This window comes from Lapillicoccus sp. (assembly GCF_039935575.1).
In the GTDB taxonomy this organism is placed as follows: domain Bacteria; phylum Actinomycetota; class Actinomycetes; order Actinomycetales; family Dermatophilaceae; genus Lapillicoccus.
The window spans coordinates 1-19,100 of record NZ_JBDTKA010000120.1 but is presented as its reverse complement, the minus strand read 5'-3'; the positions used below and the strand labels follow the sequence as shown (position 1 = coordinate 19,100).

14 protein-coding genes are annotated in these 19,100 nt (G+C 70.2%); 5 read left to right on the top strand and 9 right to left on the bottom strand.

Annotated elements, in window-relative coordinates:
• Positions 1–3: 3 nt before the first annotated feature.
• The 9 genes from ABI385_RS14690 to ABI385_RS14650 all read right to left on the bottom strand — a co-directional run bounded on the left by ABI385_RS14690 (position 4) and on the right by ABI385_RS14650 (position 14,050).
• Positions 4–750 carry an ATP-binding cassette domain-containing protein gene (locus tag ABI385_RS14690; RefSeq protein WP_348104503.1) on the bottom strand — a complete coding sequence of 249 codons (747 nt, stop codon included), beginning with the start codon at positions 748–750 and terminating at the stop codon, positions 4–6.
• Positions 743–1,657: an ATP-binding cassette domain-containing protein gene (locus ABI385_RS14685; RefSeq protein ID WP_348104502.1), complete on the bottom strand. Its 915-nt coding sequence runs from the start codon at positions 1,655–1,657 to the stop codon at positions 743–745. The genes ABI385_RS14690 and ABI385_RS14685 overlap by 8 nt, the downstream gene beginning before the upstream one ends.
• Positions 1,654–4,797: an FtsX-like permease family protein gene (locus ABI385_RS14680; RefSeq protein WP_348104501.1), complete on the bottom strand. Its 3,144-nt coding sequence runs from the start codon at positions 4,795–4,797 to the stop codon at positions 1,654–1,656. The genes ABI385_RS14685 and ABI385_RS14680 overlap by 4 nt, the downstream gene beginning before the upstream one ends.
• Positions 4,778–5,083, bottom strand: coding sequence for a thiamine-binding protein (locus ABI385_RS14675; RefSeq protein WP_348104500.1), 306 nt, complete (start codon positions 5,081–5,083; stop codon positions 4,778–4,780). Before ABI385_RS14675 ends, ABI385_RS14680 begins: the two co-directional genes overlap by 20 nt.
• A 119-nt stretch (positions 5,084–5,202) precedes the next feature.
• Positions 5,203–6,981, bottom strand: a complete 1,779-nt coding sequence (treZ, locus tag ABI385_RS14670; protein WP_348104499.1) for a malto-oligosyltrehalose trehalohydrolase — start codon at positions 6,979–6,981, stop codon at positions 5,203–5,205.
• Entirely contained in the window at positions 6,974–9,442 is a 2,469-nt protein-coding gene (treY, locus tag ABI385_RS14665; protein WP_348104498.1) for a malto-oligosyltrehalose synthase, read from the bottom strand. The genes treZ and treY overlap by 8 nt, the downstream gene beginning before the upstream one ends.
• Positions 9,439–11,634, bottom strand: a complete 2,196-nt coding sequence (gene glgX, locus ABI385_RS14660; RefSeq protein WP_348104497.1) for a glycogen debranching protein GlgX — start codon at positions 11,632–11,634, stop codon at positions 9,439–9,441. The genes treY and glgX overlap by 4 nt, the downstream gene beginning before the upstream one ends.
• Before the next feature lie 137 nt (positions 11,635–11,771).
• The gene (meaB, locus tag ABI385_RS14655) at positions 11,772–12,734 is read right to left on the bottom strand and encodes a methylmalonyl Co-A mutase-associated GTPase MeaB (RefSeq protein ID WP_348104496.1); all 963 of its coding nucleotides are present in this window, start codon (positions 12,732–12,734) and stop codon (positions 11,772–11,774) included.
• Positions 12,735–12,772: 38 nt separating this feature from the next.
• The gene (locus tag ABI385_RS14650) at positions 12,773–14,050 is read right to left on the bottom strand and encodes an acetyl-CoA C-acetyltransferase (RefSeq protein WP_348104495.1); all 1,278 of its coding nucleotides are present in this window, start codon (positions 14,048–14,050) and stop codon (positions 12,773–12,775) included.
• A 176-nt stretch (positions 14,051–14,226) separates the two neighbouring features.
• On the opposite strand from ABI385_RS14650, the gene ABI385_RS14645 reads away from it, so the two are divergent.
• The 5 genes from ABI385_RS14645 to ABI385_RS14625 all read left to right on the top strand — a co-directional run.
• A complete protein-coding gene (locus ABI385_RS14645; protein ID WP_348104494.1) occupies positions 14,227–15,327 on the top strand; it encodes a hypothetical protein in 1,101 nt (366 codons plus the stop codon).
• A gap of 241 nt (positions 15,328–15,568) precedes the next feature.
• Positions 15,569–16,003: a methylmalonyl-CoA epimerase gene (gene mce / locus ABI385_RS14640; RefSeq protein ID WP_348104493.1), complete on the top strand. Its 435-nt coding sequence runs from the start codon at positions 15,569–15,571 to the stop codon at positions 16,001–16,003.
• A 50-nt stretch (positions 16,004–16,053) separates the two neighbouring features.
• Positions 16,054–17,019 (top strand): SDR family NAD(P)-dependent oxidoreductase, encoded by a 966-nt coding sequence (locus tag ABI385_RS14635; protein ID WP_348104492.1) that lies wholly within the window; start codon positions 16,054–16,056, stop codon positions 17,017–17,019.
• Positions 17,020–17,202: 183 nt separating this feature from the next.
• Positions 17,203–17,370, top strand: coding sequence for a hypothetical protein (locus ABI385_RS14630; protein ID WP_348104491.1), 168 nt, complete (start codon positions 17,203–17,205; stop codon positions 17,368–17,370).
• A gap of 70 nt (positions 17,371–17,440) precedes the next feature.
• The coding region (locus ABI385_RS14625; RefSeq protein ID WP_348104490.1) for an AAA family ATPase at positions 17,441–19,100 on the top strand (1,660 nt) is incomplete at its 3' end.

Genomic DNA, 19,100 nt, shown 5'->3' with positions numbered 1-19,100 from the left:
GCGTCACCGGACGATGCTCAGCCGACCCTCGTCCAGGCGTACCTCGCGGTCGGCGAGCGCGGCCGCCTCGGGGTCGTGGGTGGCCATGATCACCACCGCGCCGCGGTCCGCCTGAGCGCGCAGCAGGTCCAGGACCTGCTCCCTGGTGACGTGGTCGAGCTCGGAGGTCGGTTCATCGGCCAGCAGGACCGTGGGTGACGCAGCGAGCCCGCGGGCCACCGCGACGCGTTGCTGCTGCCCCCCGGAAAGCTCCTCGACCAGGTGGTTTCCCGACTCTCCCAGCCCCACGTCGGCCAGGGACCGCTCCACGATGCCAGGAACGTCCCGAGCCGGTACGCCGGTGGCCAGCAACGGGAAGGCGATGTTCTCCGCGGCGGTGAGCACACCCGCCAACCCGTTGCCCTGCGGAATCAGGACGACGTCGGCCCGGATGCCCGCGGTGCGGTTGGTGATGTGGGCCCCGTCGATGGTGACCTCGCCGGCGTCGAGGGCTACGGCTCCCGCGATGGCCCAGAGCAGTGTCGACTTGCCGGCGCCGGACGGGCCAGTGAGTGCCACCACCGTGCCGGTGTGCGCGGCGAGGTCGACCCCCTCGATGGCGGTCACGGCGCCGTAGCGGACGGTGACACCGCGCAGCACGACAGTCGCGTCGCCTGGGTCGGACGGGCGTAGTGGGGGGCAGGCCGGTTCGGGCCGGCCGGGGGTGAGCTCCAGGGCGTCCGGACGCCGGTAGGGGTCCTGCTCAGTCATCCTGGGTCGCCACCTCACCCTCGCGGACCGGGATCAGCATCCACCGGCCGTCCTCTTCGTGGACGCGCACCAGCGTCCCGGGCGGGAAGCCGACCAGGACGTGGTCGGGCAGGGGCAGCGACCCGTCGGCGGACACGACGGCATACTCCTCGCCACTGCGTCCCTCACCACCCACCCGCCCGTCCCGGATGGTGACCGTGCGCGGCAGCCGGGCGGCGACCTCCGCGTCGTGGGTGACGAGGACGACGGTTGTTCCGACCTCATGGTTGACCTGCCGCAGCGCGGCGAGCACCAGGTCGCGCGCCTCGTGGTCGAGCTGGCTGGTGGGTTCGTCGGCGAGCAACAGGCCGGGCCGCGTCGACACCGAGACCGCCAGCGCGACCAGCTGCAGCTCGCCGGGGGTCAACGCGGCGAGAGGGGTGGCCGAACGTCCTGCCAGACCGACGAGATCGAGGATCTCCCCGACCCCGGGGACCGGGCGGCCCGCGGACCGGGCGGCACTCTGCGCGAACTCGACGTTGTGGCGCGGGGTGAGGTAGGGAAGCAGGTTGCGAGCGGCACCCTGCAGGATCAGGCCCACCTCGGCCGCGCGGTACTCGTCCAGCTGCGACTCGTCCATGCTGCCCAGGTCGAACGGTCCGATCCGGATCTTCCCCGCGCTAGGACGAAGCAACCCGCCGAACAACGTGAGCAGCGTCGACTTGCCGGCCCCCGACGGACCCAGCAGACCGACCATCTCGCCGGCTTGGACCTCGAGGTCCACTCCGGCGAGCGCCGCGACGTCGTGGCCCTCCGATCGGTAGATGTGCACCAGCCCGTGGGTCGACACGGCCAGCCCGCGCCGCTTCTGGGCTAGGCCGCCCGGGTCTGCGGCGTGCGCCGTGATGCCGAGACCTCCCCGGTTCACAGCTGCTCCCGAACGCGCTGGAGGGAGGCCTGACCGGCCAGTCGGATGCCGATGACCGAGCCCGTCACGACCAGGGCGATCAGGGCGGCGAGCGACGCGATGACGATGGGAAGGACCGCCGGTGCGGTGTCAACGGGGAAGGTCGTTGACGGCACCGTGAAGAACGGCACGATCGGCATCGCCAGCTGCGCCCCGACGACGCCGCAGGCGACGCCGACCACCACGCTCACGACGACGACCGTCAGCTGCTCGGCCAGCCCGACGCGCCGCAGCGTGGATGCCTCAACGCCCACCATGCGCAGGGCGGCGTAGTCCCGCGCGCGGGACCTCCAGGAGGTCGCGGCCACGAGCACCAGGACGAGGAGCGCGATCACCAGCGAGACGATGCCCACCACCAAGGCGAGCCGAAGGCCCCAGGCTGACGCGGAGCTGTCAAACAGCGCCTGCTGGTCGGACCGCAGCTCGACGGACCGCACCTCGACCCCGGAGCCCCGCAGGGCCGTCGTGATCCGGGGTACTGCAGTCGGGTCCGCGAGCCAGACCTGCGCCGATGCTGTGGCGCCGATCTGTGACGCCCGTTGGCGCAGAGCGTCCAGGGCCACGACGGCTTGGTCCGTCCCGCCGCCCGGGACGTAGGGCAGACGGCCGGACTCGGTCAGGCCGACGGTGACGCCGTCGAGCCCGGCTGCTTGGAAGCTGGCGGGGCTGGAACCCACCGGAATCGTGCCGGCGACCAGAGCCGGGATGGCCCCCTCACTACCGGTCGACGAAATCATCACGTCGCTCCGCTGGGTCTGTAGCTCGATGCCGATCGACGTCGGCGAGCCGACGTCGATTGGCTTGGCGTAGTCGAGCAGCTGTTCCTTCGGGGCATTCGGCTGGCCCGACGGCAGCCAGCCCGAGATGTTGCCTACGGTGGCTGGCGCTTGGCCGTCGACGCTCACGTTTCCCACTGTGAGTGTCCCTCTCAGGAGCGTCTGGAAGGCGGGGGGCGTGGAGATACCGAACCCGGTCACCCGGCAACCCTTCTGGCAGGCGATGGGCGCGGTGAAGGTGAGGGGCCCGGTCTGACGGGGGTCGAACTCGCCCATCTCGAAACCGAAGGGCGAGTTGCCCGGGAACGCCAGGAACACCTGGAAGGTCAGGGGCGTCGGCGCGTCGCCCTGCCGCAGAGCCTCGTCGAGCTTGATGTCCGTCACGGTGACGGACAGCGACTGGCCGTTGACGACGACCTCCGGCGGCGGAGTTCGGCTGATCGCGCTCCAGTCGAACTGGTCCCGCTCGCGCGGGAACGCGGCGATGGCTGCGAACTGGCCGGGGATCACCGCGAGCGTGGTCATGGCCGCGGCGCTCCCCTGTCGCACCGTGACAACGGGTGTGGCGACTCGGCCCGTGGGGTCGGCCGTCTTGACGGCATTCAGGAACGTCGCGATGTCGGTGGCGTTGGTGTCGAGAACCGCCTCGGCACCGGCCTCGACAGCGGCCCGTTCCTCGCGATTGCGTGCCCCGACGACCACGGCGTCGGTCGCAAAGACGGTGAGCGCTGTCGCGACCGTCATGATCGCCATCACCCGTCGGACTGCCGGGCGACGGGCAACCTGGACCGCGGTCAGGCCGCCGACCACGTTGCCACGCGCAGTCATCCGCCTGGCCAGGAGGTCAGCGAGCGGCACGAGAACGTGCGCGAGGAGCAGACCGAGGGCCAACGCGAGCAAGGTGGGGGTCGCGAGGGCGAGCGGCCCGGAGACGTTGCCGCTCGCCAGCGTCACCAGCCCGGCCGCAGCCACGGTGATGACGATGGCATCGAGTATGCCGACCCTCCAGCCCCGACGCCGTGGTGGTACCCGTCGCAGCAACGTCGAGATCGGCTCTCGCAGCGTGGGGCGCGCGACCACAGCGACTGCCAGCAGGCCAGCCAGCAGCGAGACGAGCGCGGCCACGTACATCGAGGGGGGCACTTCGGCCGGGACTCCTGTCGTCAGCCAGCGCGCTCGGGCAAGCGCCCCGAGGCCCAGCGCGAGCAAGAACCCGACGGGCACCCCAGCCGCGACCACCGTCCCGAGCTCTGACATCACCATCCGGGCCACCCCGGACGGACCCCGGCCCCGCAGCCGGCCGAGCGCGAGCTCCGGCCGCCGTTGCTCAACGGCCGCCGAGGCGATCAACCCGAGGACGACGACCGCGAGGATCGCCAGCTGTCCCATGAGCAGCGGGACGATGATCCGCGCCTGTCGTTGTCCTTCGACCACGCCGGTGATCAGGTCGGAGGCGTTCGACCGCACGTTCACCGACGGGATCATCGCGGCGCCCGTGCTGGTCGCAGTGCCTACTGAGTCGCCGATCACGGAAAGGTTCTCGAGGGACACCCGGCTCCGGTCGAGCAGGAAGGTCACCTGCAGGCGCGCGGTGACCCATTTCGCTGGGGCCGAGAACGTCGACTCGGGCGTGACCCAGGCGTCCATGAGCGGCGTCTCCGAGGGACCCAGCGCGGTGCGCCCCGCTTTCCCCTCGAGCACGAACCCGGTCCAGTGGCCGGGGTCGGCCTGTTGGCGGTAAAAGCCGGTGACCACAAAGGGCTGGGTGAACGGTTCGGGCTTGGCGACCGCCGGGACGTCCTCGAGCGCCGTGAGGCGGGCGCCGAGCGACCAGCCCTGGACCTTGGCCTCGGCCTCGCTGACCGCGACCTCGAAGGGCGTGGTCGGGCAGACACCGCTGACCAGCTGGAGTCCCCTACACGTGTCCTGGGGGCCGAGCACTGTGACGCTCGATGTCGCGTGGGCGACCCCCTCGTACCGCACGGAGGACGACCACAGGTCGCTGCCCCCGTCGTACAGGCTAGATAGCGCGCCCGGGAAAGCTGACCTCGCCTTCTGCGGTTGCGGCAGGACGTTGCGCAGCGGTGCCGCCTCGAGGATGAGGGCGGTCTGGATCGGGTCGTACCGGTTCAGACCGTCGAGCAGCAGTGACTGCTCGAGCGCGCGCTCATACAGCGGGGCGAAGACGGCGCACGTCGTGATCAGCGCCGACAGGGCGAGCATCGCCAGCGCCTGGGCAGGGCGATAGCGGATCGCTGCCCACACGACGTGACCTCCCTTGTCGCTACCGCGCTTGACCGGCGGGTCAGCCCTGCGAGAGGGCACGCTCGAGACGCTCCAGCTTGCCGTCCAGCTCACCCGAGAAACCCTGACGGATGTCAGCCTTGACTACGAGGCTGACCCGCGGGCTCACGGCGGCTACCGCGTCGACCGCGCCCTTGATCACCGCGAGGCACTCGTCCCAGTCACCCTCGATCGTGGTGAACATCGAGTCGGTCCGGTTCGGCAGGCCGCTGTCGCGCACCACCTTGATGGCGGCCGCGACGGCTGCACTGACCGATCCGGTGGAGTCGGCTGACACGGCTGGGGCGACGGAGAAGGCGAAGAGCATGGCGCATACCGTATGCCGCGCTCTCAGGCTTCGAGAACGCGGTGGTAGTAGCGCACCCCGCTCGACCGCCCGGAACCCCAGCCGCACGTAGATCCCGACCATGTGAAGGTTGGCCTCGGTCAACCGACGCGGACGATCGCGACGCCGTGACCGCCGAGCTCGAGCGCGTCGGCGGTACGACGGGTGGCCGCCTCGTCCCAGGTGAGGACGACCTCGGGGCCTGGACCGATCTCCGACAAGGGCACCGAGGTCGGCTCCGTGGAGAAGTTGGCGACGACACGCAACGCCCCTCGCGACACCACCAGCCAGCGTCCGTCGTCGTCCCCCTCGACCCCCACAGCATCGAGGCGGTCGTCCACGAGGTCGGGATATCGGCGTCGCTCGGCGACCAGACCGGCATACCAGGACAGGAGCCGGGCGTGGTCGGGCTGGGCCACCTCCGTCCAGTCGAGGACGCTGCGGTCCCTGGTGGCCGGGTCCTGTGGGTCCGGGACGTCCTCGGCGTCCCACCCGTGCGAGCCGAACTCGGAACGACGCCCGGTGCGGACCGCCTCCGCCAAATCGGGTTCTTCGAAAGAGGTGAAGAACTGCCATGGTGTGGACGCGCCCCATTCCTCGCCCATGAAGATCATCGGTGTGAATACCGAGGTGAGGTAGATGGCGGCACCGATTGCCTGCTGCCCAGGCGTGACCGTGTGGCCGATCCGGTCGCCCGTGGCCCGGTTTCCGACCTGGTCGTGAGTCTGAAGGTAGCCCATGAACTCGTGGCCGGTGTGGACCGCCGGGTCGACGGGAGCGCCCCACTTCTGGCCGCGGAAGCTGGAGTAGCGGCCGTTGTGGAAAAACACGTCGCGCAGCGTTTTCACCAGGGTGCCAGCCTCGGCGAAGTCGGCGTAGTAGCCCTGAGACTCACCGGTCAGCGCGGCGTGCAGAGCGTGGTGCACGTCGTCGTCCCACTGCGCGCTCATGCCGAGGCCCCCACTTTCGGTCGGGGCGACCACGACGGGGTTGTTGAGGTCGCTTTCCGCGATCAGCGTGAGCGGACGACCTAGGTCGCGTCCCAGAGCGGCGGTCTCGTCGGCCAGCTGGGCAAGGATGTGCCTTTCGGAGCCGTCACGCAGCTCGTGGACGGCGTCGAGCCGCAGCGCGTCGACGTGGAAGTCCCGCAGCCAGCGCAGTGCGTTGTCCACGACGAACCGGCGGACCTCGCCCGATTCGTCGGCGTCCAGGTTGACTGCCGGGCCCCACGGGGTCGTGTGCTCGTCGGTGAAGTACGGGCCGAAGCCGGACAGGTAGTTGCCGCTCGGTCCGAGGTGGTTGTAGACGACGTCCAGGCACACGCCCAGCCCGCGCTGGTGACAGGCGTCGACGAACCGCTGCAACGCGGCCGGCCCGCCGTAGGGGTCGTGGACGGCATACAGGTCGACGCCGTCGTAGCCCCATCCCCACCGTCCGGGGAACGCCGCCACCGGCATCACCTCGACGACGTCGACGCCGAGGGCGACGAGGTGGTCGAGTCTGCTGATGGCTGCGTCGAACGTGCCGCCCGACGTGAAGGTTCCGACGTGCATCTCGTAGAAGACCGCCCCGAGCGCGCCCTGCCCACCTCGCGGTCCGGCCCAACCCGTGTCCCCCCACCGGTAGGCCCCCGTGTCGAACGTCCGGCTCGGTCCGTGCACCCCACGGGGTTGCCAGGGGCTACGCGGGTCGGGCTGCGGCTGGCCCCCGTCGACGCGGAAGGCGTAGTCGAACGGCTGGGTCGAGCTCGTCGACGCGACCCACCACCCGCCCGGCACCTGCGACATCGGCGCTGTGGTGGTCACCCCGCCACGTGGTTCGACGTCGACATCGACCCGCTTCGCGTGTGGCGCCCAGACGCGAATCTCCTTGTCAGGCATTGGATTTCACCAGGAGTGAGACGGGGAGCGCGTCCAAGAGGGAGCCGATGGAGAGCTGCCCGTCGCTGTGCGTCGACCGGCCGGTGAGCAGGTCGGTCCACTCCCCCACCGGCACCGCGACGGTCGCCTCACCCCACTCGGTGAGTGAGCCGGCGAGCCGGGTGACGACCGCGACGACATGGATGCCGGTCGCGTCTCCGCGCGCAACGGCGAACGCATGCGGGTCACTGGTCAGCAGCGCCGCGACGGTCGCCGCGGCGCTGACGAACCACTCGGAATGCTCGCGCCGCAGTCGCAGCGCACGGCTGGTGACGAGCATCTTCTCGTCGTCGAGTCCCTGCGGCGACGCGCCGCCGTCGAGGCGGGACAACCGGTTTCGCCGGGACTCGAAGTCGACGGGTCGCCGGTTGTCGGGATCCACGAGCGACAGGTCGACGACCTCGGTCCCCTGGTAGACGTCCGGCACCCCGAACAGCACGAGCTGGAGGAGCTTCTGGCCGAGGGTCACGGCGCGGACCGGCGCGGAAGTCTGCTCGACCCACGCGTCGATGTGCGCGACGAGGTCGGTGTCGCCGAGCACCCCGGACACGAAGCGGGAGACAGCGCTCTCGTATGCCTCGCCTGGGTCCGTCCAGCGGGTGTGCAGCTTGGACTCGCGAACAGCCTTCAGCGCGTATGTCTGCAGCCGCTCCTCGTCGATCGGCCAGGCGCCGACGAGTGTCTGCCACAGCAGGTACTCGGTGGCGCCGTCGAGCAGCTCGCTGCGGTGCGGCCGGGCCGTCTCCTGCGCTGCGCGCACCCACGCCTCCCATTCCCGGGGGCGTTCCGAGAGAACGCACAGCCGGGCGCGCACATCCTCGGAGCGCTTCGTGTCGTGCGTCGAGAGTGTGGTCATCGTGGTGGGCCAGTCACGTGAGGTGCGCGCCACGAAGGCCATCAGCTCCTCGGGTGACACCGCAAAATGGTCGGGGTCACCGCCCACCTCGTTAAGCCCAGCGAGACGGTGCCAGCGATAGAACGCGGTGTCCTCGATGCCCTTGGCCATGACCGGTCCACAGGTCTGCTGGAAGCGCAGGACCAGGTCGTCGACCGCGTCACCGGCCTTGTCCCGCAACGAGTCCGACACCCGTCCGAGGACGAGGTCGTGCACCAGGTCGAGCGCTGCGTGGTCCTCGTCGTCGAGCCAGCCACGGGCCTTTTCGGTGGTTTCGTCGATCACCGCCCGCTCCTGCGACGGCACCGGCTCTCCCGGGACCAGGTAGGCGCGGTAGCGGTCGATCGCGACGAGGAGGGCGCCGATCGCGCGCTGCACCGCAGCGTCGCTCGGTCGGTCCACGGCGTCGCCGGCCTCCGCCACGTCGGCCACCCGGCGTCGCAGCCGGGAGACCTCGGGAACCAGGACCGAAGCGACGATCTCCTGCTTCGACGTGATGACCACCTCGTCCAGGGTCAGCCGCGTCCCGCTCAGCAGAGCGAGCAGGTCGGTGAGGTGCTCTTCGCCGGCTGGGTCGACGAAGAGGCCACCGATGCGCCAAAGAGCGTCGTACCCCGTCGTCCCGGCGCACGGCCAGTCCTGCGGGAGCTGCTCGTCGCCCTCGAGGATCTTCTCCACCACCACCCATGCGTCGTCGGTCGCCTCCGCCAGCCGACGGACATAGCCTCGCGGGTCGGCGAGCCCGTCGGGGTGGTCGATCCGAAGCCCGTCGACCGAGCCGTCTCGCACGAGCTCGAGGAGCAGGGCGTGCGAGGCGTCGAATACCTCAGGGATCTCGACGCGGACGGCGATCAGTGACGTGACGTCGAAGAAGCGCCGGTAGTTCAGGTCGGTCGACCCGGCCCGCCAGTTCTGCAGGGTCCACCACTGGCTCCCGAGGAGCTCGGCGAGGGGCAGCTCCTCGGTGCCGGGGCGCACGGGCAGCTCGTGCTCGTAGTAGCGCACGACGGCTTCGTCGCGGCCGGGGCCGCCGTCGGCGACGAGCTCGAGCTCGCCGCCCGTCAGGGCGTCGTCGAGGCCCCCTCCGAGGATCGGCATGGTGATCGTGTCACCGGCCGCGGGCCAGTCGACGTCGAACCAGAGCGCATACGGACTCTCCAGGCCCTCGCGCAACAACGACCAGAACGGCGCGTTGCGGTATTCGGGCGTGGGGATGGCCATGTGGTTCGGTACCACGTCGACCACCAGCCCGAGCCCGAGGGCGCGGAAGGTCTTCACCATCGCATCGAACGCCTCACGGCCACCGGCCTCGGCGTTCAGCCGGGTGTGGTCGGTGACGTCGTAGCCGTGCGCCGAGCCGACGGTGGGCTGCAGCACTGGCGACAGGTAGACGTGCGACACCCCCAACGTCCGCAGGTGGTCGGCGACGGCTGCGGCGTCGGAGAACCCGAACTCGGAGTTGACCTGCAAGCGGTAGGTAGAGCTGGGGACGACGGGGAGGTCGCGGGGCACCGGCTCCGCCGTCACTCTTCCGTCCCGCAAGGGCTGCGCAGCACCACGGTGCTGCGGGCCGCGACTGACATCTCCGTGCCGGGCTCGAGGACGGCCATCGCCGCCGCCGTGGCGCTCGCCGCCGTACCGGGGTCGGCCGACCCGGCCATCGCGTGCGTCGCCGGGTCACCCGAGGCGGTGTCGACCTCGATGTACCACTCTGAGCCGTACTCCTCCTCGGGCAGCGTGAAAGTGATCGCGTCGTCGTGGGCGTTGAAGATGATGAGGAAGCAGTCGTCGCGCACCGGTTGGCCGCGCCGGTCGGGTCCGGGGATCGCCAGGCCGTTGAGGAACACCATCAGCGACCGGGCCAAGCCGTCCTGCCAGGCCGCCTCGTCCATGTGCTTGCCGTTCGGCATGAACCACGCGATGTCGCCGAGGTCACTTTCGCCGCCGTGGTCGGCGCTGCCGTCGAAGAATCGGCGTCGCCGGAAGACTGGGTGGTCCCGGCGCATCTGGACCAGCCGACCAGTGAACCGTAGCAACGCCGCGTGGTCGTCGTCGAGGTCCCAGTCGACCCAGGTCAGGTCGCTGTCCTGGCAGTAGCCGTTGTTGTTGCCGAGCTGGGTCCGTCCCAGCTCGTCACCGTGGGCGATCATCGGAACGCCTTGGGAGAGAAGCAGGGTCGTCAGGAAGTTGCGCTGCTGCTGGAGTCGTAGCGCTCGGATCGCGGGGTCGTCGGTCGGACCCTCGACCCCGCAGTTCCAGGAGCGGTTGTGTCTCTCGCCGTCGTTGTTGCCCTCGCCGTTGGCGTCGTTGTGCTTCTCGTTGTAGGACACCAGGTCCTGCAGCGTGAAGCCGTCGTGCGCGATGACGAAGTTGATCGAGGCGATCGGTTTGCGGCCGGAGTGTTCGTAGAGGTCGGAGGAGCCGGTGAAGCGGGAGGCGAACTCGGCCAGGGTCGCCGGCTCGCCGCGCCAGAAGTCCCGCACGGTGTCGCGGTACTTGCCGTTCCACTCTGTCCACAGCGGCGGGAAGTTGCCGACCTGGTAGCCACCCTCACCCACGTCCCACGGCTCGGCGATCAGCTTGACCTGGCTCACCACCGGGTCCTGCTGGATGAGGTCGAAGAACGCCGACAGCTTGTCCACCTCGTTCAGCTGACGGGCCAGGGTCGCCGCGAGGTCGAACCGGAAGCCGTCGACGTGCATGTCGAGCACCCAGTAGCGCAGCGAGTCCATGATCAGCTGCAGCACGTGCGGGTGCCGCATCAGCAGGGAGTTCCCCGTGCCGGTGGTGTCGTAGTAGTGCGCCTCGTCACCCTCGACGAGGCGGTAGTAGGACTGGTTGTCGATGCCGCGGAACGCGAGCGTCGGACCCTTGTGGTTTCCCTCGGCGGTGTGGTTGTAGACCACGTCGAGGATCACCTCGATGTCGGCCTCGTGCAGTGCTTTGACCATGCCCTTGAACTCGGCGACCTGCTGACCACGGGTGCCGTATGCGGCGTACTCGTTGTGGGGCGCGAAGAACCCGATCGTGTTGTAGCCCCAGTAGTTTCGCAAACCCCTCTCGAGCAGGGTGAAGTCCTGCACGTACTGGTGCACCGGCATCAGCTCGATCGCTGTCACGCCGAGCTTGGTGAGGTGCTCGATCGTGGCGGGGTGGCCGATGCCGGCATACGTGCCGCGGATCTCCTCGGGGATGTCCTCGAGCTGCTCGGTCAGGCCCTTGACGTGGGCTTCGTAGATCACCGTGTCGTGGTATTCGTGCTGGGGCTGCCGGTCCTGTCCCCAGTCGAAGAACGGGTTGATGACGACCGAGGTCAACGTGTGGCCCAGGCTGTCCTGGGAGTTGACCATGTCGTCGAGACCACCGTCGGGGTCGTCGAAGTCGTAGGAGAACAGCGACTGGTCCCCGGTCATCGACCCGTCGATCGACTTGGCGTAGGGGTCGAGGAGCAACTTCGCCGGGTTGCACCGATCCCCGGACTCGGGGTCATAAGGGCCGTGCACACGGAAGCCGTAGCGCTGCCCTGGTTGGAGGCCGGGGATGAAGCCGTGCCAGACGAACCCATCCGTCTCGGGAAGGGTGACCCTGGTCTCCTCGCCCCCGTCGCCGATCAGGCAGATCTCGATCTGCTGAGCCGCCTCCGAGAAGATGGCGAAGTTGACGCCGGTCCCGTCGTAGGTCGCGCCGAGGGGGTAGGGCCGTCCGGGCCAGATCTCCATGTGTGGTGCCTTTCACGTCGGTCCACAAGCGTCGGGCCTGCGGATCTGGTCGACGTCGCTGGCGAACCGGACCCATCCTAGGCAACCTTCGAGGCCCTGGCCCGCCCGCGCACACGGCCGGGCACGGTCGAGGACGGTCAGGTAAGGGCGGCGACGACCTCCTCGGCCGCGGCATACGGGTCGGTCCGTCCTGCCACGACGTCCGTGGCGAGGCGGTTGAGGCCGGCGTGCTCGTGCAGGCTGCCGATCCGGGCGCGCAGCGAGGCGACCGCGATCGACTCGATCTCGTCGGCCGCGCGCGCCAGGCGTCGCTGCTGCAGCGTGCCGCTGCTCTGCAGCCACTCCCGGTGTTTGTCGAGGCCCTCCATCACCTCGTCGATGCCCTCGCCCCGGGACGCGACCGAGGTGACGACGGGGGGGCGCCAGAGGCCGGGCGCGGTCCGGTCGCCCAGGGAGATCATGTGGCGCAGGTCGCGGACCGTGGCGGCCGCGCCGTCCCGGTCGGCCTTGTTGACGACGAACAGGTCGGCGATCTCGAGGATCCCCGCCTTGGCCGCCTGGACCCCGTCGCCCATGCCGGGTGCCAGCAAAACCACAGTGGTGTCCGCCAACCCGGCGACCTGCACCTCGGACTGACCCACTCCCACGGTCTCGACGATGATGACCTCGCACCCCGCGGCGTCGAGCACCCGCAGTGCCTGGGGAGTCGTCCACGAGAGCCCACCGAGGTGGCCCCGGGAGGCCATCGAGCGGATGTACACCTCAGGGTCGAGGACGTGGTCCTGCATCCGGATGCGGTCCCCGAGCAACGCGCCGCCGGAGAACGGCGAGGAGGGGTCGACCGCCAGGATGCCGACCCGCTGGCCCCGGGCCCGGTAGGCCGCTACCAGCATGGTGGTCGTGGTGGACTTCCCGACTCCCGGTGCGCCGGTGAGCCCGATGACAAAGGCCTGGCCCGTATGTGGGGCCAGCGCCGCCATCACCTCACGCAGCGCCGGGTGCCGGTCCTCGACGAGCGAGATCAGTCGGGCCACCGCGCGCGGCGACCCCGAACGGGCGGCCGCGACCAGGGCCGCGACGTCGACGGGGCGCGCTGGCATGCAGAGGTGGTCGAGGTTCCGGGTACGGGCGTGAGGCTCTAGGAGGCCGGCGTCGCCGGGGATGTGGCCGAGACCGTGCCCGACTCGGGCTCATGCGCCGGGACCCGGATGATCAAGGCATCACCCTGACCGCCGCCCCCGCAGAGTGCGGCCGCACCGACCCCGCCCCCGCGGCGGCCGAGCTCGAGGGCCAGGTGCAGGACGAGGCGGGCGCCGGACATCCCGATCGGATGGCCGGTGGCGATGGCGCCGCCGTTGACGTTGACCTTGTCGGGGTCGAGCCCGAGCAGCTTGGTCGACGCGAGCCCGACGGCCGCGAACGCCTCGTTGATCTCGACCAGGTCGAGGTCCGCCGGGGCGATGCCCTCCCGGGCGCAGGCTTTGCGGATCGCGTTGGCCGGCTGGGACTGCAGGCTGGAGTCCGGGCCGGCGACGACGCCATGGGCGCCGATCTCGGCCAGCCAGGTCAGGCCCATCGCCTCCGCCGTGGACCGGCGCATGACCACGACGGCGGCAGCGCCGTCGGAGATGGGGGAGGCAGTGCCGGCGGTGATCGTGCCGCTCGCGGAGAAGGCGGGCCGCAGTCTCGACAGCACATCCACGGACGTGTCGGCCCGCACCCCCTCGTCGGCCTTGAACTCGACGGGGTCACCCTTGCGCTGGGGCACCGAGACCGAGACGACCTCGTCGTCGAACAGGCCGTCCTTCCACGCGCGCGCCGCCAGCTCGTGCGACCGGGCGGCGAAGGTGTCCTGCTCCTCGCGGGTGAACGCGAGGTCCCCGATGTTGGCCGTCTCGGTCAGCAGGCCCATCGGCTGGTCGGTGAGGGCGTCCCAGAGCCCGTCGTGCGCCATGTGGTCGCGCATCGTCACGTCGCCGTACTTGTAGCCGTCGCGGGACTTCTCGAGAAGGTGCGGGGCGTTGGTCATCGACTCCTGGCCCCCGGCGACGACGACCTCGAACTCGCCGGCCCGGATCAGCTGGTCGGCGAGCGCGATCGCATCGAGACCGGACAGACATACCTTGTTGATCGTCAGCGCAGGGACGTCGAGCGGGATCCCCGCCTTGGTCGCCGCCTGCCGGGCCGGGATCTGCCCAGCCCCAGCCAACAGAACCTGCCCCATGATCACGTAGTCGACCTGCTCGGGGGCCACGCCGGACTTGGCCAGTGCGCCGCGGATCGCGATGCCGCCGAGGTCGCTACCGGAGAAGTCCTTGAGCGACCCGAGCAGCCGGCCCATGCCGGTGCGGGCTCCGCCGACGATCACACACGGGTCGGTGGCAGGGTCGCTGGGACTGTTCTGGACGGGGCTCACGGGGTACCTCCGGTGGTGCAGGGTCAACGGCAACGGTGAACCTCCAGTCTAGGCAGGACGTCACACCCTCTTGCCAGGGCGCCTGCTTCGCGAGAATCTCTATGTCTGGGTGGTATCTAGAGCGCCGGGGGACGCTCCTACGAACCGTCAGGTGGTGCTTGCCCCGGAGGTCGTCCGTGCCGTATGTGAATGGGTTCCTGCCCAGCCAGTCCGCTCCGCTGTTCCACAACGGACCCTGGCCGCCCGGGCTGGACTTGAGAATCGGCCTTCCTGGCCTGCCCGCCGTCTCGATCGACGTGACGTCTTTCGGCCTGTGCGGCGGCATGTCCTTCCTGGCCCGCGATATCCACGAGTCCGGTATGCCACAGCTGCGCTCGACCGACTCGCGCAGCATCCCCGTCCCGGTGGGCCGGCACATCCTCAGCCGGCTCCTGGACAGCTTCGTCGGCCCGGGCGTCATCCCCTACTGGATCCACGCGACGCAGGAGCTCGACCACGCGACCTGGTTCTGGGGCCAGGGACTGTTCGCCGAGACGGTCGGCGCCGCCCAGCAGGTGATGCACAGCATCGACGCCGGCGTCCTCTGCCCCATCGGCGTCATCCTCGCCCAGAGCCCGTGGCCGTGGGAGGTGTTCCAGAGCCACGTCGAGCTGGTCTACGGCTACGACCTGATCGGGACCCAGCTCACGCTGCACGTCTACGACTGCAACGCCGAGGGCAGTGACAAGGTCACGATCTCCCTCGACATCGGCTCGACGGCACCGGCCAAGCCGGTCACCACCAACGGGACGGCCGTCAAGGAGCAGAGCGGACGCATCCGGGGCTTCTTTGTGCTGCCCTACACCCACCGGGACCCCAGCCCTGCCTATGTCGACGACGCGGCGGTTTCCGTCCTCACCGCCCTGCCGGCCAGGATGACGCCCGGTCAAAGCCTCGGCCTCACTGTCTCGATCGAGAACCGGGGCTCGACGACCCTGGACCCGGCTCTCGGCTACCGGTTGGGGACGCAGTCGCCACCGGACAACACCAGCTGGGGCGTTCCCGGGTTCGCCCTGGCCGGGCCGCTCGACCCCGGACGGGTCGCGACCCAGCAGGTCACCGTTCGAGCCCCGTCACAGGGGTCCGCGATGGTGCAGCTGCAGATGCTGCGCGAGAGCGTGCACTGGTTCGGGACACCGAGCGTCGTCGCCTCGGTGTCGGTCGTGCCCGGTGGTGCCTCGGTAGACGCAGCGGGTGACGCACTCGAGGGGACGCTGGAGGCCACGCCGGTCGGCTGAGTCCTGGTTGGGCCTTCTCTTCGACCAACAGTTCCCGATGAAACGTGCGTTCGTCGGCCCCGCCAAGGTCCTCCGCCGCAACAGTCGACCACGACGGCGCCTCTGGTGGGGAGCGGACCAGATCCGCCGCAACTGGCGACCGCGACAGCCGTTGTGGCGGCCACATCCACCGCAGCCATCCCCCACTTTCCCGCCGCGGTGGACCACTGAAACCAGGCCATCGATCATCTACGCTCCGATGATGAGCGAGTTCCCGCACCTGTTCACAGCGATCGACCACGTCGGGGTGGCGGTAGCCGACCTGGACGAGGCGGTGGCGTTCTACGAGAACACCTTCGGTATGCGTCTGGTCCATCAGGAGGTCAACGAGGACCAAGGGGTCCGCGAGGCGATGATGGCCGTGGGCGACTCCGGCTCGTGCGTCCAGCTGCTCGCCCCCCTGACGCCCGAGTCGACGATCGCCCGGTTCCTGGACCGGTCCGGACCAGGCGTCCAGCAGGTGGCCTACCGCGTGGAGGACATCCACGCCGCTAGCGCACTGCTACGCGAGCGGGGGCTGCGACTGCTCTACGACGAGCCTCGTCGGGGGACAGCCGGCAGCAGCGTGAACTTCGTGCACCCCAAGGACGTGGGCGGGGTGCTGGTGGAGCTGGTGCAACCTCGGGGTCACGACTAGGGCCACGGCTGAGGGCAGCCCCGCGACGGCGAGGTCGTAACGTGCCGTTCATGACCACGCCCCAGCAACCCATCGGCTCCGGTTTCGGCGCCACCACCACTGCCGACGAGGTGCTCGCCGGCCTCGACCTGAGCGGGCGGCTCGCCCTGGTCACCGGCGGTTACTCCGGCATCGGGATCGAGGCCGCCCGCGCGCTGACCAAGGCGGGGGCGGTCGTCGTCGTGCCGGCCAGGCGACCCGACGTGGCACGGGACCAGCTGGCCGGCCTGGACCGGGTGGAGGTAGGCGAGCTCGACCTCGGCGACCTTGCTAGCGTGCGGGACTTCGCGGACGGGTTCCTCGCCTCCGGGCGCGGGATCGACATGGTCATCGACAGTGCGGCGATCATGGCCTGCCCGGAGACGCGGGTCGGCCCCGGCTGGGAGGCTCAGTTCGCGACCAACCATCTCGGACACTTCGCTCTGGTCAACCGGCTCTGGCCCGCGATCACCGCGGGTGGGCGGGTCGTCTCGGTGTCGTCGACCGGGCACCACCGGTCACCGATTCGCTGGGACGACGTGGACTTCGCGCACGACTACGACAAGTGGACGGCATACGGACAGGCCAAGACGGCCAACGCCCTGTTCGCCGTCCACCTCGACGCGCTGGGGAAGGACTCCGGGGTGCGCGCATTCTCGCTCAACCCCGGAGGCATCCTCACCCCGCTGCAGCGGCATCTCTCGATCGAGGAGCAGGTGGAGATGGGCTGGATCGACGAGCAGGGCAACCCCCTGAACCCGGGCTTCAAGTCGCCCGCCGCCGGCGCGGCGACCATGACCTGGGCGGCGACCTCCCGGCAGCTCGACGGGCTGGGCGGGGTCTACCTCGAGGACTGCGACGTCGCGGTGCCGTGGGTCGAGGGCGGTCCCCGGTCCGGAGTCAAGGACTGGGCCGTCGACCCCGAGCAGGCGGCCCGGCTCTGGACCCTCTCGGCGCAGCGGTCAGGCGAGAACGCGTTCGCCCGCCAGGGGGGCTGAGAGAGGCTGAACGTCCTCGAGACGGTATGCCCCTGTCGGACCCTGTCGCATCTGAGGTAGTGCCCGGGTCGACTAGGACGTTTGCCCGATGTCCGGAGCTACCTCAGGGACGGATTCTCGTCCTATCGGACCAACGAGGTCCGGTCCAGCTCGACGAGCTGGCAGACAGGTCAGGAGTCCACCATGTTCCCCATCACCCCCCAGGTCGTCAGCGCCGATCGCAGCCGCCGGCTGGAAAACTACCGCCGTTGGTCGCACCGTCACGGACAGGTCGCCGGCTTTGACGCCAACGACGCACCCCGGCCGGTCTCCGGCCACAGCCACACCCTGCGGGCCGCATTCAGCTGGTGAACCGGCCGACTGCGCCCTCAGCGAACCACCCTGTCCATCCGCACCTGACCCCACCGGTCTCTCTGCGGCGATGAGCGGCATCGTGTTCACCGACACGTCGCCGCTCACCGCCGCAGAGGGGCCGGTGTCGGGTGCAGGCACGATGATGTCTCTCGTGCCCACCGACGAACCCCCGCTCGTCGGTCGCGCAGCCCAGCTGGAGGAGCTCGTCGACCGACTCCAGATCCGGGACCCTCGAGGTTCGGGGGCCGTCCTGCTCGGCGGTGACGCGGGAGTCGGCAAGACCCGCCTGTTGCGTGAGGTCCGGGCCCGGGCCCGGGCCGAGGGCCGCCACACCGTCGTCGGGCACTGCGTCGACTTCGGTGACAGCGCGCTGGCCTACCTGCCGTTCACCGAGATCCTCGGCCGTCTACAGGCCGAAGAACCCCAGCTGCTGGCCCGCGTGGCGCTGCAGCACCCGGCCATCGGTCGTCTGCTGCCACGGCAGCGGGTCAGAGCCGTGTCGGGGGGCCCCACAGACCCGGACGACCGGCGTCTGCCCGGCCTGGGCGACGGGCTCAGCGGCGACGCACGTTCGAGCCGAGCCGACCTTTTCGCAGGAGTCCACGCGGTGCTCGAGGAGGTGGCTCGTCAGGAGCCGCTGCTCGTCGTGGTCGAGGACGCGCACTGGGCCGACCAGTCCTCCCGCGAGCTGCTCACCTATCTGTTCACCCGTGGCGTGGAGACCCCTGTCTCGTTGGTGGTGTCCTACCGCAGCGACGACGTGCACCGGCGTCACCCCCTGCGCCCGACCCTCGCCGAATGGTCGCGGCTGCCCACCCTCGAACGCGTCCAGCTCGGCCCGCTCGCCGAGCCCGACGTGCGCGCCCTCGTGCGCGCCCTGCACCCGCGCCCGCTCACGGGTGTGCAGGTGCGCGACATTGTCGACCGCGCCGAGGGCAACGCCTTCTTCGTCGAGGAGCTGGTCAGCGCCGCCGAAGCCACCGGGATGGGAGGGGCAGCGCTTCCCGACGACCTGGCCGACCTGTTGCTCGTGCGCCTGGACCGGCTCGACGAGGGCACCCGCGCCGTGGTCGGTGCCGCCTCGGTCGGTGGTCGCCGCGTCTCGCACCAGCTGTTGGCCGCAGTGCTGTCCAGCTCAGTGCTGTCCAGCTCAGGAGCCGGCGCCGACGACCTGGACCGCGCGCTGCGTCAGGCGGTGGACGCGCTCGTCCTCGAGCCCGGTCGCGAGGGCGCCGCCGACAGCTACACCTTTCGCCACGCGCTGCTCTCGGAAGCGGTGTACGACGACCTCCTGCCGGGTGAACGCGTACGCCTGCACACGGCATACGTCGCCGCGCTGCAGTCCGGGTCGGTGCCCGGGACCGCCGCCGAGCTGGCCCGCCACGCGCGGGCGGCCCACGACACCGAGACCGCGATCCGGGCGAGCACCGAGGCCGGTGACGAGGCCATGCGGGTCGGCGCGCCGGAAGAGGCCGCCCGGCACTACGAGGTCGCTCTCGACCTGCTCGGGTCCGATGTCGAGGACGCGACCGGGCTCGTCGTACGGGCCGCCGACGCGCTCGCCGAGGCCGGTGACCCCTACCGGGCGGCCAAGCTCGTGGCTGCCAACCTCGCCGCCCTCCCTCTGAGCGCGGCACCCGAGGCGCGCGCCCGGCTCCTCATCGCGCAGGCGGCGACGGCATACCTCACGGAGATCGACCTCAACCCCCTCATGCTCACGACCGCGG

What these genes read in the sequence shown, in the direction of transcription:
- ABI385_RS14690 (WP_348104503.1), bottom strand. Translation starts at nt 750, where the DNA reads ATGACTGAGCAGGACCCCTACCGGCGTCCGGACGCCCTGGAGCTCACC.
- ABI385_RS14675 (WP_348104500.1), bottom strand. Translation starts at nt 5,083, where the DNA reads ATGCTCTTCGCCTTCTCCGTCGCCCCAGCCGTGTCAGCCGACTCCACC.
- treZ (WP_348104499.1), bottom strand. Translation starts at nt 6,981, where the DNA reads ATGCCTGACAAGGAGATTCGCGTCTGGGCGCCACACGCGAAGCGGGTC.
- glgX (WP_348104497.1), bottom strand. Translation starts at nt 11,634, where the DNA reads ATGGAGATCTGGCCCGGACGGCCCTACCCCCTCGGCGCGACCTACGAC.
- meaB (WP_348104496.1), bottom strand. Translation starts at nt 12,734, where the DNA reads ATGCCAGCGCGCCCCGTCGACGTCGCGGCCCTGGTCGCGGCCGCCCGT.
- mce (WP_348104493.1), top strand. Translation starts at nt 15,569, where the DNA reads ATGAGCGAGTTCCCGCACCTGTTCACAGCGATCGACCACGTCGGGGTG.
- ABI385_RS14635 (WP_348104492.1), top strand. Translation starts at nt 16,054, where the DNA reads ATGACCACGCCCCAGCAACCCATCGGCTCCGGTTTCGGCGCCACCACC.
- ABI385_RS14630 (WP_348104491.1), top strand. Translation starts at nt 17,203, where the DNA reads ATGTTCCCCATCACCCCCCAGGTCGTCAGCGCCGATCGCAGCCGCCGG.